Below are 14,738 nucleotides of genomic sequence, written 5' to 3'. Positions count from 1 at the left end.
CCTTAGATGTATCTTTCTCAAAAACAATCTTTACATCCGGTTCGATTTTTTTTACAATGCCTTCAATCTTCTCATTTAATTCAGTGCGGTTGACTTTCGGACTTATTTCCATTGTTAGTTTCTTCGAAACAAAATCTACTGCAGCAAACTCCACTCCTTCTAAACCGCTTATTTCTTTTTCCATTTTAGCTGCACAATTCGCGCATCCAAGTCCTTCAAGCATTACTATGCTTTTGTTCACCTTGTTCTTCTCTGCATCAACTATTTTAACATCCGGCTCAAGTATATTTACAATGGATGTTACTTCTCCAAGAATTTTACCAAATTCCTTTTTATCGACCGCTTCAATTGTCAGCTTCTTAGTAACAAAATCAACGGTTGCACTATTTACTCCTTCAAGGCTTTGTGTTTGAGCTTCAATCTTTGCAGCACAATTCGCACAATCAAGTCCTTCAAGTATTAATACTTTTTTATTGCTCTTGCTAATGGATTTTTCTTTCACTGCCACATCCGGTTCGTGCTTGTGCACTATGGTTTCAACCTGCTGTAGTGTATTCTTATACTCTTGCTCTGATTCAGTTTCTAAAGTCAATGTCTTGTTCATGAAGTTCATATAGGCTTTGACTCCATTTAATTTATTAACCTCATCTTCAATTTTAGCTGCACAATTTGCACAATCTAATCCTTCTAAAATTATTTCCTTCTTTAACATCACTGCCCCACCTTTACTTACTTTCTTCTGAAATATGAATTAATCCTTGGTCAAATATTTGCTTTACATGTTCATCTTCAAGGGAGTAGAATACAATCTTTCCTTCTCTTCTGCTCTTTACTAGTTCAGCCTGCTTTAAGACTCTTAGCTGATGAGAAATTGCTGATTGGGTCATATTAAATAAGAATGCAATATCGCAAACGCACATCTCGGCTTCATCTAACGCCCAGATTATCTTAATTCTTGTTGAATCCCCAAAGACCTTAAATAGCTCCGCAAGATCATATAGGGTTTCTTCTTGAGGCATTTTTTCTCGAACTTGGTTAACAGTCTCCTCATGTATAACATCACAGTCACATCTTTCAGTTGGTTGAATTTTCCTTGCCACATTATCACCTCCGATATTATTTCAATTGCATACTTGAACAGTTATTCACATGTTAATTTTACTACTGCGATAAAAAAAAATCAATAGATACTTGAACAGTTATTCAAGTGAACGAGCAATGTATTTTCTATTTATACTTGATGAGGGTTTTAACGATTAAAACACCGCCAGATAAAGGATAATTCTCCTCGACTGGCGGTTAGTTATATGCATTATATTTCTACATCAATTTCAGCACTGAGCCTGAACTCAATAGTCAGTTTATCATCTAAGACTGTTAACTTCTCAATAAGCCGTCTCACCAATAGATCATCATATTCTGCGAGTTGACATGACTGCGTTTTCAACCAATGCATTTTGCCTCAGTTCACGGTAAGCGTATTTTGATAGCAATTTGAGCTTTTCATTGATTCTTATTACTCTATGATTATGATTTTAATTACAAATAATTTTGAAAATAAAAAAGTATTGAAAAAAATAAAACTCCAAGAATGGAATCAATCTACCACCTATGGAGTTTTTAATGGTTCATTAAAATTTAAGAATATCTATCTTTTTTTCTTACCACGAAGAATATATGATTCAGTTTGTTCAGGATTAGCACTTGCTGTTGCCAATTTATCAAGATATTTAGAAGTTGCTTCTAAATTTACATTCATTGGTAAAAGGTTGTCCCAATCTTCTTCAGTTTTTGCTCCCCCTGCATTTAATAACACATGAGTAAGATATGTATTAACATCTATCTCTAAAGCTTTACAAGATTCAACTAATGAATAATAAAATGCAGTTGCATTAGCACCCAATATTGTATTACTAAATAAGAAGGCTTTTCTGCCTAAAACAAAGCTTTTAATACGACGTTCGGCTTCATTATTTTGTGAATCTGCAAATGGATAATCCATGAATTTTGTTAGAGATTCCCACCTATCAACTGGATAATTAATAGCAGTTTTCATCATAGGACTTAAAATGGAATTATCTTTTCTTTCATTTAACCAATTTTCTAATTTCTCGAATAATGGTTCTAATATAATTTTTCTAATTTTAACATATTGATCTGAATTGTACTTCCCCTCTTTGTAAGCATTTCTTATATCTTTTTCTTCTTTGAATATTTTGTCATACATATCAACAAGCTCTTTTGCAACTTTATTTTTAGGACTAATTCTCAATATATTTTTAGCTGGTCTTCTCGAGTGAATTTTATTCGAGAACTCAGATAAGATTCATTATCTTAGAAGAATAGTTATCCAAGAAGATTATTATAAAGCTATATAGTTAAACAATTTATTTTATATCTTCTTGAATAATATTTCCTCCATTATAATTAAAATAAAATCATTATGGAGGTATTTTATGAATAAAAATGAGATTAAGAGTAAATCTTTTGATGAGTTATCATTCGGATTTTTGCACTTTTTACAGTTTGAAAAAACGTACAGTCAATCATCATTGAACTTTTATAAGTTAATGATAAAGCGGTTAAATCTTTTTTTGATAGGAAATGATATAAGAGATTATAATTCAGACATTGGTACAAAATTTTATATATCTTATCTTTATGAAAATAACATTAGTATTCGTCGACAAAAAGCTATTCTAACTTTTATCAAAAGATTTAATGATTATTTATTAGAAGGTAAATTTGTAATACAACATACAAAAAGTTCTGAATCATTACCTAAAAATTATGAACAAATATTAAAAGCTTTCAGTGATAAGTGTTATAAAAAGGGTAACAAAGAGATTACTGTAAAACAAAAGCAATTTTTTTTAAGGCAATTTTTAAAAAATTGCATCGATTTAGGTTGTAACTGCATACAAGAATTGAATGCAGCCCAAGTATCAAGAGCCTGTCTAAGAATCCAGAATAGAGATTCGTGGGCTGTGATAAGGGAATTTTTAAAATTTCTAGTTATTATTGGAATTCTCAAAATTGATTTATCTCTTCTAATTCCACATTATAAGAAGCCTTTTAAAATCCCTGTTACTTACAGTGAGAAAGATATAGCGAAAATTGAAAAAATCATCGACCGTTCTACAGATATAGGTAAAAGAGATTATGCAATGATACTTTTGGCTACAAGATTAGGTATGAGATCTGGCGATATAGTACATATTAGTTTTGACAATTTAGATTTTGAAAATAAAAAATTATCATTTATCCAACAAAAGACAGGAGAGAAACTTGTACTCCCACTCTTACCTGAAATAAAAACAGCATTAGAAAATTATATAGAAAATAGTCGTCCATTAACATCTGATACCTCAGTTTTTATTCGACAAATGGCACCATACCAAGGAATAACTACTAGTGTCTTGCGTTTTCAAATAACAAAATACTTTCGTTTAGCCGGAATAAACATTATTGGTAAAAAACACGGACCACATACATTTCGTTCTTCGCTTGCTAATTCTATGATTAATGATGCAGTTCCTTATGAAGCTGTTAGAAAAATTCTTGGTCACTCTGATTTAAAGTCAATCAAACATTATGCACAATTGAATATTGAGATGTTGCGTCAATGTGCTATTGAAGTACCTGAACCTACTGGTAGATTCAAAGAATTTCTAAATGGAGGTTCTTTATGATTAAATTTAATAGCATTTTAAAAGAAGAACTCGCTGATTTCTTAGCTCTAAGAAAGGCTTCAAAATGTAAAAGTATATATGATCATGATAAAACATTACTGCGAAGATTTGATGAATACCTTTGTGATATATCTTGTAAAAAAAAGAATCTTACAGAAAAACAAATTACAGGATTTATAAATACGCTTTCGGGAGGAACTCGGACAATTGCTGCAAAGGTAATTGTAATCAGAATTTTTTTAAATCAGTTAAAAAGTTATGGGTTTTATAGTTATATACCTCCTATTCCAAAGGTTCATAATGATTATATTCCATATATTTTTTCTGAAGTAGAGTTGGGGAGAATATTTAATTGTGTAGATAATTTAGAAAAAGGATGCAAGGTACAGAAAAATACGCTTATTCACGTGGAACAACCTATGATTTTGAGGCTTATGTATGGTTGTGGTCTACGTATTGGAGAGACATTGGAATTAAAAATGGAGAATGTTAATCTTGTTTCAGGAGTTTTAACTCTTAAAAAAACTAAAGGTAACAAACAGAGAATTGTTCCTATGCATCAAACTTTAATTGAAATATTAGAAAAATATTGTATGGCTATGGGTATAATTGGTTATTCTGATAAATATTTATTTCCAACAATAAATATTTTAGAATCAGTAACTCCGAAAAACGCTATGCATAAATTTAACGATATTTTGAAGCAATCTGAAATATCCCTACCATACAGGGAAAAATATCAAAGAGGCCCATGCCTTCACTGTTTGAGACATGTTTTTGTGTTTAAATCTTTTTCCAATTTAGAAAAAAATGGGCAAAAAATTGATGATATGATTCCTTATCTTTCCATTTATCTTGGACATGAAAGTTTGAGAGAAACAGAAAAGTATCTAAAATTCAGTAGTGAACTTTTTCCTGACGAAATGAAATTGTTTGAAAAATATACCACACAGGTATTTCCGGAGGTAAATTATGATGAATAAACCTTCAATTTTTTTAAACCTACTTGATGATTTTCTCAATAACTACTTACCAGGTTCTGTGGGAGTAAGCCCTAATACAGTTATTTCATATAAGTATGCTTTTCGTATTTTGATTGAATTTATGTATTCTGTAAAAGGAATACCCGCAGACAAGATTATCTTTGATAACCTTGACTATAATACGCTTTTAGAATTTTTCTCTTGGATTGAAAAAGATCGTGGTTGTAGTATAGCAACAAAAAACCAAAGATTATCAGCAATACTATCATTTTCTGCATATGCACAGAACAGAGACCTTGCAGCAGCTTCAATTTTTAGAACCAGTGTATTAAAAATTCCAATGAAAAAAGGACAAATGAAACCTCGTGCTGTTTTTACTATCCAAGAAGTTTCTATCTTACTTCGATTACCTAATGATAATTCAAAAATTGGACGACGTGACAAAGTATTACTTAGCTTGATGTATGCAAGTGGTGCTAGAGCACAAGAAATGTGCAATATTTCTGTAGGTGATATAGAATTTCTTTCAAGTGGTACTAGACTGAAGCTAAAGGGAAAAGGAGGAAAAACTAGAAGAATCTGTATTCCAGAAAATTGTGGGATAATGTTGCAAAAATATATTAACTACAGAAGATTAGAAAATAAACCGGAACGTCATGTGTTTTCTAGTCAAACTCACGAAAAAATGACGATTTCTTGCATTGAAGGGATCTTTAAAAAATATGTAACTATGGCAAAAAAAGAAAATCCAGGTTTATTTAAGGAGCAAAGTTATCCACCGCACTCAATGAGACATGCGACTAGCACTCATATGTTAGAATCTGGAGTTCCTATTGTTGTTATCAAAAATTTTCTTGGTCATAAATCAATTCAATCCACACAAATTTATGCTGAGTTATCACAAAATAGTGTTGAAAAGCATTTAAAGGAATGGAATGAAAAATGGTTTTTTAAAAACGCTGGAAACTTAGAAACAACTACACCAAAAAAAGAAGAGATTCCTAATTTCTTAAATATTAAATAAAATGGTTTTAAAGATTATCTGAGAAGATTTAATATAAATTGTTTAGCTATATAGCTTTATAATAATCTTCTTGGATAACTATTCTTCTAAGATAATGAATCAAGCAACCCAAATGAGTAAAAGTTTTATTTTTAGCAGCTGAAGCATAACCTTCTAGTCCATCTGATTGCAATATTCCGTTGTAATCGCCTATAAAAGAGTTAAGATACTCATTAGTTCTTTGTTCAGCATAGTTGAACATAACTAGTCCGCTGCTACCATCTTTGTTTGTAACAGCTCTTACAATCATAAAACAATTCATTGCATTATGATTGTCTTTCTTGTATTCTTCAGTTCGCTCTTTGACCATTGAAGTTATTGTATCATCAGGAAGTTTTTGTTTTTTTCCATCTTCTTGGATCTTTAGTATATCTCTTTCGTATTGTAGCTTAACTTTAGATTTTTTTATCTGAGTGAATGTTTAGCAGAGTTGTTTCATCAATATTAATCATACAAGCTTTTCTAATAGACCTTTCAAAAGCTCTTTCAAGACCTTTTAACTTATTATAAGTTGCAATAGACCAAGCTGACATTAGTTGTCTAGATATCTTTTGTTTATTTGGAAATACTAACTTTTGTTCTAGTCTGTATAAAGGAAGACCAAACTGCATCTTATGAACAATAATATGAGCTAATAGACTTGGTTCACAAATTGTTCCTGTTAGAAGGTTTTTATCCATAGATGCTGTAACAATTTTATTAGTTCCTTCATCAGGCAAACAGTTTAAACATCTTTGTTGTTTTCTATGATGTCTTACTACAACATATCTAGCTGGAACGAATGTAACTTTCTCTTCTACAAACTCTCCAATCTCTGTAAGCTTAGCATCACACTCTTCACAAGTTGTTTCTTCTACATCATGATAAACATCTGCAACTGGAGCTGAGGAAGGAAGAGTTAAGCTAGCTCTTTTACTTTTAGATCTAGAATGAGATTTAACTGCTGTTTTCTTTTGATTATCATCTTTGTCATCAAAAGAAGGGTCAGACTCTCTTGTATCACTTTCTACAGTATTTTCCATTTCATCAAAGAGAGATAATTGGATACTATTAGGAATACTATCACTTTCAGATTTTCTTCCATAGCGTCTATCTTTTTCACTAAAATACAAACTCTTCCAACGAGCTATCTCTACAGCATCATCTGCGATGCGAGAATTTTGCTCTTCAATATGTGCTTTTAGCTCGTTGTTTTGTCTTTGTAATTCAGCTATTTTCTCTTCGTTTTTCATTGTTTAAATATAGCATATACAAGGAATTAAGTCTATAAAATACAGGTGTTTTTAAGGCTTTTTTACAAGAAAAACACTGTTTTTTTACACTGCTAAATTACCTTTTAAGATAGGGAATTTTCTAAAAAGATCAGCCCCTTCTACTAGTAATTCTACATCTTTTCTCGAGACTTGCAGTGCTTCTTTTTCATTATTTGGCCAACGAAAAGTTCCCTTTGAGAGCAGCCTTTTTTGCAAAAGGATAAAGCCATTATTATCCCATAATAACATCTTGATACATTTGTTATTGCTACCACAGAATAGGAATATCTTTTTTTCTAATGGATCCATCAATAATTCATCTTGTACTTTTCTAGCTAAAGAGAAAGCTCCACACCTCATATCTGTTTTACCACACACCAAGAAATACTGGTATTGATTAAAGTTAATTAGCATAACTAACTTCCTTTAATGCAGAAAGTATTAATATTAAATCTTCTTTAGAATAATTGTTACCCATATCAATTGTAGCATTACCTATTTTAATGGATATTTTAGATTGTGATGTTAAACTAATTTTTTTGCTATCATCATTATTTATAATTTTAACAACTGGTGGTGTAGCTACTGCTACTGCTTTTTTACGAGGTCCTCTATTTTTGACTTTATATATCTTGTTAACATCATACTTATTAAGCCAGAGATAAATAAAGCTTGTAACTTTTCCAAATTTTTCTATTCCAAATACTCTTAATGTTAAAGTTGGATCCTTTTGATATCTTTCTAAAAACTCATTAATAAAGTTTCTTTTGAATTTTTCTGTGTAAGCCATAACATCTCTCCTGTAGTTTTATATACAAGAATTATAGATTTAAAAGGAAAGGGCTTAAACTAGGCATGGAAGGACAAATCCAAACCTTTAGATAATCCAAACCTTTAGATAATCCAAACCTTTAGATACAAACTCTTTGTAATTCAGAAATTAAAAATTAAAAGGTTTGGATTTTATTTCTTAATTAAGTATGCGAAGTTAGTGGCACTAAACCACAAATTTCTGCTAAACTACATCGTGTATTCCATTTCTTTTTTACAATATCTATCATTGGATCTTCAACCTTTTCTAGTGCTTTTGCTTTCATTTCGACACTAATATCTAAATATACCATTGTAGTTTGAATGCTGCTATGTCCTAATATTGTTGCAATTTGAACAATATTCATTCCATTATCTAACCAATGAGAGGCTGCAGTATGGCAAATTTGATGACAATGAAAATTTATTGGTATTTCAGAACAAATTTCATGTCCTAATTTAGCATATTTTTTAAGTTGTTTATTGATTGCAGATTGTGAAAGTTTTCCAATTGGTCCTACATTTCTAGAGTAAAACACATAGTTGTTTGAATTTATTTCGCCACGATGAAATTCACGAAGATACCTTTTAATTAAAAAAAGAGTTCTTGGTAGAATGCTAATTATTCTAATTTTATTACCTTTTCCAATAATCGTGATTTGTGGAATTTCCATTTCTATCAACAAGTTCTTAATTTGTAGTGACAGAACCTCATTTAACCGTACACCAGTATTATACATTAAGGCAAATAAAGCTAAATACATCCTCCCAGTTCTAGTCTCTTGTTTTGGCATGCTTAAAAGAACCTTCATTGCTTTTTTTGAAATTCCTTGAATTTTATTTTTTTGCACTTTTCTAAATGGAATGTTTTTTGCTTCTTGGTAAAGATAAGCAAGACTAATATCTTTTCTAGATACATATTTTAAAAATGATCTAATAGCACTTAGCCTTACATTACACGTTGATGGTAAACATCCTCTTGTGTCCATCAACCATTTTAACCATTCTTCCAAAATTTGATTGTTAAAACTATTTGGACAAATTGAATTAACATCTATTGATTTTTCTGTTTCTAAAAATGAAATAAAAATGATTGGCGTAATTTTATAATTTTTAAGAGTTTTTTCACTTACAATTCCACTGCCACTTAAATATTCATTTATCCAAGAATTAATTAATCTAGTTATTGTAAGAGAATTGTTTTTAGATTTCATATTTCACCTCAGGAACTATTTCATTAAAAGTTTCTTCTTCTGTTTCTTGAATTATTTGTGCAAGCCTTGGTACAAATGAATAATAATATTGAGTGCTTTCTAAACTTGTGTGTCCCATGCTTTTACTAAGATAATAAAATTTTAAGTTAAAATTTTGTTCTGATATCCATTTGTTAATATTTATTATTGCGTAATTGTGTCGTAAATCATACAACCTTATTTTTTTAAAACCACAATTTAGCCATATTTTTACAAATGTATTAGACAAGCAAGCACTACTTAAACATTTAGTACAATCTTCTGGGAAAAAGAAATTTCTATTTGGATAAAGTTCTGAAATAGCTACGTTATATTTGATCATTAGCTGGGTCATATTTTCATGTAAAGCTACAAAATGTTGGTGAGGTCCTTTTGAATTGATAATATTTAAAATTCCATCTTTTAAATTTACATTTTTAGTAAGCAACATTCTAGCTTCACAAGTTCTAATGCCTGAACTGTATAAAAGTCTATATATAATAGGTATAGTTAACATTCTATTTTTACTTCTAATTGTATTTGGATTTTTTGGTTGATATTCATCACAAGCTTTGAAGAATTTTTTCATTTCATCTAATGTGAAGGCATGTGGGATATAAGTACAAGGCAACGTTTTAAGATAAGTTAAGGTATTTAGTTTAGAAAAGTTATGATTATTACAATATGATATAAATCCATTAATAATAGCAATCCTTTTATTAGTGCTACTTGCTATTTCTGTTTCTCTTTGTTTTGCCCATTCCTCTATAGGTTCTTGCTCCAACGTTAATAATAATGGATATCTATTATAGTAAAATGCGTCAAGGTTAAGTAAACCTGTGGTGTATGTAGAGCACCATTTACCCGAAGCTTTTCTATAGTTGATATACATTAAAAACAATGGTCGTAAAACTGATATAAAATTAATTTGCATCTAATATCTCCTCTGTTTGTGAGAAAACACTTATATCTAAAGCACATTGACGCAAATGAACAAAATCGGAAGAAAGATATGTTTCTGTAGAAGCCGGAGAAATATGGCCTAGAATACTTCTAATTATTGGTAGTTTAACACCTTCACCTAAAAGCGTTGTTGCTAAATTATGTCTAAACAAATGAAACCCTTTACGATCAACTCCTTTTGTTTTTATTCCACTTTCTTTCATTATATTAATTGAAATAGAATATGCTGATTTTGCGTCTAAGCCCTTATATGGAGGAATTTTTCGTAAAAACAGTTTAACTTCTTTTGATTTGGGTCTTTCTGATTTAACATAATCTAATATTGCATTCCCAACTATGGTTATAAGTCTTAGAGTATATGGCACTCCAGTTTTCTGCTGCTTAACAGTAATAATTTCATTCTTAAAATCTATGGAAAATATAGTTAAATTAACTATATCACTATTTCTCAAACCATATTTTAAAGCTAATAAACCTATTGCTTTATCTCTTTTAGAAAGATTAGAATTCCCAGTAAGTGTTGAGTTAATAGCCGCTATTTCATTTACTTCTAAGTATTGAATATTTTTTCTTATTTGATTCAAGGCAGGTAAATAGAAAATAACTTGTTTAATTATATCGATTTGAGAGTTGTTTTTTCTTATGTTTGATTTTAATACAGACCTAATACTTTTCATGTTAGAATATGATTTGATATGTTCTCCTTTTTCATTAAGAAAATACCCAATTACATCCACTTCTTTGATATCAGATAGTTTATAAACTCCTTTCTTTTGAAAGTAGGAAAAAAATCTTCTAGCTGCGCCAGCTTCTGTATATATTGTTGATTCCTTCATACCAGATTCTTTTCTTAACTTTGTATAATTATCAATTAATAACTGAAATTCACTGCATAAATTATTTTTATTTTGAATAAAATAAAAATTATGTTTGGTTGGCAGCTCCTTATTAATATCGAAATATCTAATTCTACCCAGTGTTGAAATAACTTTTGACTTCTGACTACTAGGATTTAATTGTATGTATCTAAATAATAACTCTTCATAGTTGTTTTCTGAAGGTCTTTTATAACAGGTCAAGCAATCAGTTAAAAAGGAATCATACTTTTTAATTGTGAATGTTGAAAAATCGTTATCTTTTAAATACTTGATTAATAATCCATGTATTTCCTTTAATCTAAATTTTGTAATATCCATAGATATCCTCCTTGTAAAAGAATATCTCATGAATATTATAATCCAAACCTTTTATTTTTTAATTTCTGAATTACAAAGAGTTTGTATCTAAAGGTTTGGATTATCTATAGGTTATGATTTGTCCTTAAATCCAAACGTCGGGATTTAAGGACGTTCTCTCCTAATAATATAGTTAAAGAAACTATTGATATTATGCACAAACACAATCTTGGCTTGTTACCTGTTCTTGATGGCAATAATGTATTGGGGACTATTAGCTACAAAGAGTTATATAATAAAAAGCCTAACAATGTTGATAATATTGATCTCTTATGAATCACAAAAATATTTGTATCCCAAGTAGGTCAAACTCACATGATGCCCTTGAATTAATTCAAGAGCTACATAGTGATGTTTTAGGTGTAAAGAACAATTGAGATATGTTAAAAATTATAACTATTAAACGTCTAGTTGCTAGGTCTTTTAATAAAGATAGAACTTACTAAAAATAATACAAACACCGGTTTTTCTATTTTAATATTGGATTATTGCATCTTTAACACTATAATAAACAAGTTATTAAAAAGTTTAATTAGCATAACAAACATTGCTTTGTCTTTGCTTTTATTAGGAGAATTGTATGTCTATACCTTGTAATGTTTGTGAAAATGGAAATGCTACTTGTTTACATAAAGTTAATATATTTCAAAATCTTGACTTAGCGCAGATTGAAGCAGTTCAAAAACTAATTGTGCAACGCAAACTTACAAATGGCGAAACATTGCTATTTGAAGGTGATCTTTCAGATAAACTATTTATAGTTAGATATGGAGCTATTAAATTAGTTAGATATGGCAGTGATGGACGTGAATATGTTCTTGATACTTTGTTTCCTGGCGACTTTTACGGTGGCAATCAAATTTTTACAAGTGTTAAACTTCACGAAACAGCGATTGCAGAGGGAGAATGTGGTGTTTGTACTATTAAACGAGAACATCTAAAAGATTTAATGATTGATTCACCCGAAATAGCTTTAAAAATGATTTCATACCTTAGTAATAAACTTGAACAGTCTAGACTTCAGGTGGAAATTCTTTCAACAAAAGACGTTGAAAAAAGAGTTTGCATGTATATTTTTGATCGATACCAAAGAACTAATTCACAAACTCTTTTAATAACTCAAGAAGATATTGGAAGTGCTATTCATTTAACAAAAGAAACTGTTAATAGAAAGTTATCAACACTACAAGATTTAGGCTTATTAGAAGTTTTTGGAAAAGGAAAAATTAAAATATTAGACATAGCTCAATTAAGAAAAAAAGCATATTGGTAAAATAGTTTGAAAGTTGATTTGAATCATTGTTGGGTTATTATTTCTCTTATATTCTAAGTTTAAATTTAAGAACATAGGAGATTTTTATGAAAAATATAACATTATCACAATTAGTTCGTAATCATCCAATAGCAACAATATTTCTAAATGAGAAAAACATTGACTACTGCTGTGGTGGTGGCGACAATCTATATCAAGCTATTGAAAACAAAAACTATAAGGTTGATACTTTTTTAGCTGAACTCGAATCATATCTAGAAAAAGAAGAAGCTAAAATTAATGCACCAATTGGAGAGGAGCTTTACTCTATGGACGTAGCTTCATTGATTGCTCATTTAGAGAATACACACCATAGAGACGAAAGAATATTAATATCGAATGTTGAAGAAAAGCTTACAACAATACTCTCTGTACACTACACTCATCATAAAGAGGAACTAATTAAAGTATTCAAACTATTTAGTGATTTAAAAAAAGAATTACTTGTTCATTTTGTTCAAGAAGAAAAAGAAGTTTTTCCACTAATGATGAATACAAAAACAACTGATTCTCTTTCAAAAATAGAAGCATTAGAGGCTGAACACGAGGCAGCTGGAGATATTATTAAAGAACTTATTAAAGTCACTGATAATTTCACTGCACCTAAAGATGGTTGTTTGACTTACAAGGCAACATATGCTATTCTTAAACAGTTGGTTGAAGATATATTTATTCATATATACAAAGAAAATAATATTTTATTTGAACGATATAAAAAGGATTTAGAAAATGAAAAGACAAATTAAAACCAATGTGTGGTGGGTTGGCAGAATTGACTGGGAATTAAAGAATTTCCATGGAGATGACTACTCCATAAATCATGCTTCAAGTCAAAATGCTTATTTGATTCAAGAAGAAAAGAATGTCTTAATTGATACAATCTGGAAACCTTATGAAAAAGAATTCCGTGATAATTTAGAAAGTGAAATTGATCTATCTAAAATTGATTATATAATAATAAACCATGGAGAAGTTGATCATAGTGGAGCTTTACCATATCTGATGGAAAAAATTCCAAACACTCCTATTTACTGTACAAAGAATGCTGTTAAATCATTGGTTGGACAATACCATCACCCAGAATGGAATTTTAATGTTGTAAAAACTGGAGACAGTTTAGACATTGGTAATGGAAAAAAATTAGTATTTGTAGAAATGAGAATGCTTCACTGGCCTGATAGTATGGCAACATATCTCACTGAAGATAATATACTTTTCTCAAATGATGCTTTTGGACAACACTATGGTGTAGAAGAGCTTTTCAACGATAAAGCTGATCAATGCTTGTTGGAAGAAGAATCTATTAAGTATTATGCAAACATATTAACTCCATTCTCTTCTTTAGTTAAACGCAAGATTGAAGAAATAGTAGCGCTTAATTTACCTATTGATATTATTGCTCCAAGCCATGGTGCTATTTGGAGAGACAATCCTATGCAAATTGTTGAAAAGTATGCTAAATGGGCAGATAATTATAAGGAAGATCAAATAACTGTCATTTATGATACTATGTGGGATGGTACAAAACAATTAGCTCATTCTCTAGCAAGAGAAATTCGAATTGCTAGTCCTGGTACAGTTGTTAAAGTGTTTAATATTAGTCAAACAGATAAAAATGATATAATGACTCAAGTATTTAAATCAAAAGCTATCGCTGTTGGCTCCCCTACTGTAGGAAAATCAGTTCTTTCATCAGTTGGCGGATGGCTTCATTTCTTATGGGAACTGGGCTTTAAAGAAAAGAAAGCGGCTGTTTTCGGATGTTACGGTTGGAGTGGAGAAGGAAATAAGGTTTTAAGAGAAGAACTAACCAAATCAGGATTTAATGTTATTGATACCGAAGCCAAAATAAACTGGAATCCAACACAAGAAAACCTCTCTTCTATGAGTGAAGTTGCTAAGGCTTTATGTGCAAAGTAGAGATAATACTTTAGTAGTTTATTAACATAAATTAACAATTATTTCTAAAAATTTAAACAAGTAAAACAAAGCGAAAATAAAACACGATGTACTTCAGGTTTTATTTTCGCTTATTTATAAACCAATATATTTGATAATGATATTTGCTAATGACACTTCAACACTTTTAATTACAATAAGTAAGATTACTCTACTATTACGAATGCTAAAACAAAATACAATTCTTACCTTCTCACTTTATATTACACTACAAGTTATCTCAGCCTGTAGAACAG

At 30.0% G+C, this 14,738-nt stretch carries 16 protein-coding genes and 1 pseudogene (1 of these 17 running past the window's edge); 7 read left to right on the top strand and 10 right to left on the bottom strand.

Going from position 1 to position 14,738, the window contains the following annotated elements:
- The 3 genes from ACZ5SO_RS00145 to ACZ5SO_RS00135 form a co-directional block, all read right to left on the bottom strand.
- A protein-coding gene (locus ACZ5SO_RS00145) for a heavy metal translocating P-type ATPase (protein ID WP_464625942.1) crosses the window boundary here: on the bottom strand, nt 1-712 show its 5' end (the start). 1,886 nt of this gene lie to the left of the window's left edge; 712 of the gene's 2,598 nt are visible here — the first part of the coding sequence; its start codon is at nt 710-712; the stop codon falls past the left edge of the window.
- A 13-nt stretch (nt 713-725) separates the two neighbouring features.
- Nucleotides 726-1,100 (bottom strand): ArsR/SmtB family transcription factor, encoded by a 375-nt coding sequence (locus tag ACZ5SO_RS00140; protein WP_464625940.1) that lies wholly within the window; start codon nt 1,098-1,100, stop codon nt 726-728.
- 548 nt (nt 1,101-1,648) lie between these two features.
- Nucleotides 1,649-2,302 (bottom strand): IS66 family transposase, encoded by a 654-nt coding sequence (locus ACZ5SO_RS00135; RefSeq protein ID WP_464627853.1) that lies wholly within the window; start codon nt 2,300-2,302, stop codon nt 1,649-1,651.
- Nucleotides 2,303-2,594: 292 nt separating this feature from the next.
- On the opposite strand from ACZ5SO_RS00135, the gene ACZ5SO_RS00130 reads away from it, so the two are divergent.
- Genes ACZ5SO_RS00130 through ACZ5SO_RS00120 form a run of 3 tightly spaced genes read left to right on the top strand, consistent with a single transcriptional unit; the run spans nt 2,595 to nt 5,699 of the window.
- Nucleotides 2,595-3,692, top strand: coding sequence for a tyrosine-type recombinase/integrase (locus ACZ5SO_RS00130; protein ID WP_464625938.1), 1,098 nt, complete (start codon nt 2,595-2,597; stop codon nt 3,690-3,692).
- Nucleotides 3,689-4,675: a tyrosine-type recombinase/integrase gene (locus ACZ5SO_RS00125; protein ID WP_464625937.1), complete on the top strand. Its 987-nt coding sequence runs from the start codon at nt 3,689-3,691 to the stop codon at nt 4,673-4,675. Before ACZ5SO_RS00130 ends, ACZ5SO_RS00125 begins: the two co-directional genes overlap by 4 nt.
- Entirely contained in the window at nt 4,665-5,699 is a 1,035-nt protein-coding gene (locus ACZ5SO_RS00120; RefSeq protein ID WP_464625935.1) for a tyrosine-type recombinase/integrase, read from the top strand. The genes ACZ5SO_RS00125 and ACZ5SO_RS00120 overlap by 11 nt, the downstream gene beginning before the upstream one ends.
- 46 nt (nt 5,700-5,745) lie before the next feature.
- Here ACZ5SO_RS00120 and ACZ5SO_RS00115 read toward each other — a convergent pair whose 3' ends face one another.
- The 7 genes from ACZ5SO_RS00115 to ACZ5SO_RS00085 form a co-directional block, all read right to left on the bottom strand.
- Nucleotides 5,746-6,048, bottom strand: a complete 303-nt coding sequence (locus tag ACZ5SO_RS00115) for an IS66 family transposase (RefSeq protein ID WP_464625933.1) — start codon at nt 6,046-6,048, stop codon at nt 5,746-5,748.
- Between the two features lie 85 nt (nt 6,049-6,133).
- The gene (locus tag ACZ5SO_RS00110; RefSeq protein WP_464625932.1) at nt 6,134-6,970 is read right to left on the bottom strand and encodes an IS66 family transposase; all 837 of its coding nucleotides are present in this window, start codon (nt 6,968-6,970) and stop codon (nt 6,134-6,136) included.
- 84 nt (nt 6,971-7,054) lie between these two features.
- Nucleotides 7,055-7,405, bottom strand: coding sequence for an IS66 family insertion sequence element accessory protein TnpB (gene tnpB, locus ACZ5SO_RS00105; protein WP_464625931.1), 351 nt, complete (start codon nt 7,403-7,405; stop codon nt 7,055-7,057).
- Nucleotides 7,395-7,781 carry a hypothetical protein gene (locus tag ACZ5SO_RS00100; protein WP_464625930.1) on the bottom strand — a complete coding sequence of 129 codons (387 nt, stop codon included), beginning with the start codon at nt 7,779-7,781 and terminating at the stop codon, nt 7,395-7,397. Before ACZ5SO_RS00100 ends, tnpB begins: the two co-directional genes overlap by 11 nt.
- A gap of 184 nt (nt 7,782-7,965) precedes the next feature.
- Entirely contained in the window at nt 7,966-9,015 is a 1,050-nt protein-coding gene (locus tag ACZ5SO_RS00095; RefSeq protein WP_464625928.1) for a tyrosine-type recombinase/integrase, read from the bottom strand.
- Nucleotides 9,005-9,967, bottom strand: coding sequence for a tyrosine-type recombinase/integrase (locus ACZ5SO_RS00090; protein WP_464625926.1), 963 nt, complete (start codon nt 9,965-9,967; stop codon nt 9,005-9,007). Before ACZ5SO_RS00090 ends, ACZ5SO_RS00095 begins: the two co-directional genes overlap by 11 nt.
- Nucleotides 9,957-11,192 carry a tyrosine-type recombinase/integrase gene (locus tag ACZ5SO_RS00085; protein WP_464625925.1) on the bottom strand — a complete coding sequence of 412 codons (1,236 nt, stop codon included), beginning with the start codon at nt 11,190-11,192 and terminating at the stop codon, nt 9,957-9,959. The genes ACZ5SO_RS00090 and ACZ5SO_RS00085 overlap by 11 nt, the downstream gene beginning before the upstream one ends.
- Nucleotides 11,193-11,339: 147 nt before the next feature.
- Between ACZ5SO_RS00085 and ACZ5SO_RS00080 the strand changes: the two are divergent.
- From ACZ5SO_RS00080 to ACZ5SO_RS00065, 4 genes and pseudogenes are all read left to right on the top strand, one after another.
- Nucleotides 11,340-11,507, top strand: a pseudogene (locus ACZ5SO_RS00080) (CBS domain-containing protein); the annotation flags it as partial.
- 304 nt (nt 11,508-11,811) lie between these two features.
- On the top strand, nt 11,812-12,504 hold the full coding sequence (locus ACZ5SO_RS00075) for a Crp/Fnr family transcriptional regulator (protein WP_464625923.1): 693 nt from the start codon (nt 11,812-11,814) through the stop codon (nt 12,502-12,504).
- An 86-nt stretch (nt 12,505-12,590) separates the two neighbouring features.
- Nucleotides 12,591-13,289, top strand: coding sequence for a DUF542 domain-containing protein (locus ACZ5SO_RS00070; RefSeq protein ID WP_464625922.1), 699 nt, complete (start codon nt 12,591-12,593; stop codon nt 13,287-13,289).
- Nucleotides 13,273-14,463 carry an oxygen-binding di-iron domain-containing protein gene (locus ACZ5SO_RS00065; protein ID WP_464625921.1) on the top strand — a complete coding sequence of 397 codons (1,191 nt, stop codon included), beginning with the start codon at nt 13,273-13,275 and terminating at the stop codon, nt 14,461-14,463. Before ACZ5SO_RS00070 ends, ACZ5SO_RS00065 begins: the two co-directional genes overlap by 17 nt.
- Nucleotides 14,464-14,738: the final 275 nt, after the last annotated feature.

The sequence above is a fragment of the Pleomorphochaeta naphthae genome, from assembly GCF_055396005.1.
Note: the sequence above shows the minus strand (reverse complement) of the source record. Positions and strands in the feature narration are given on the sequence as shown.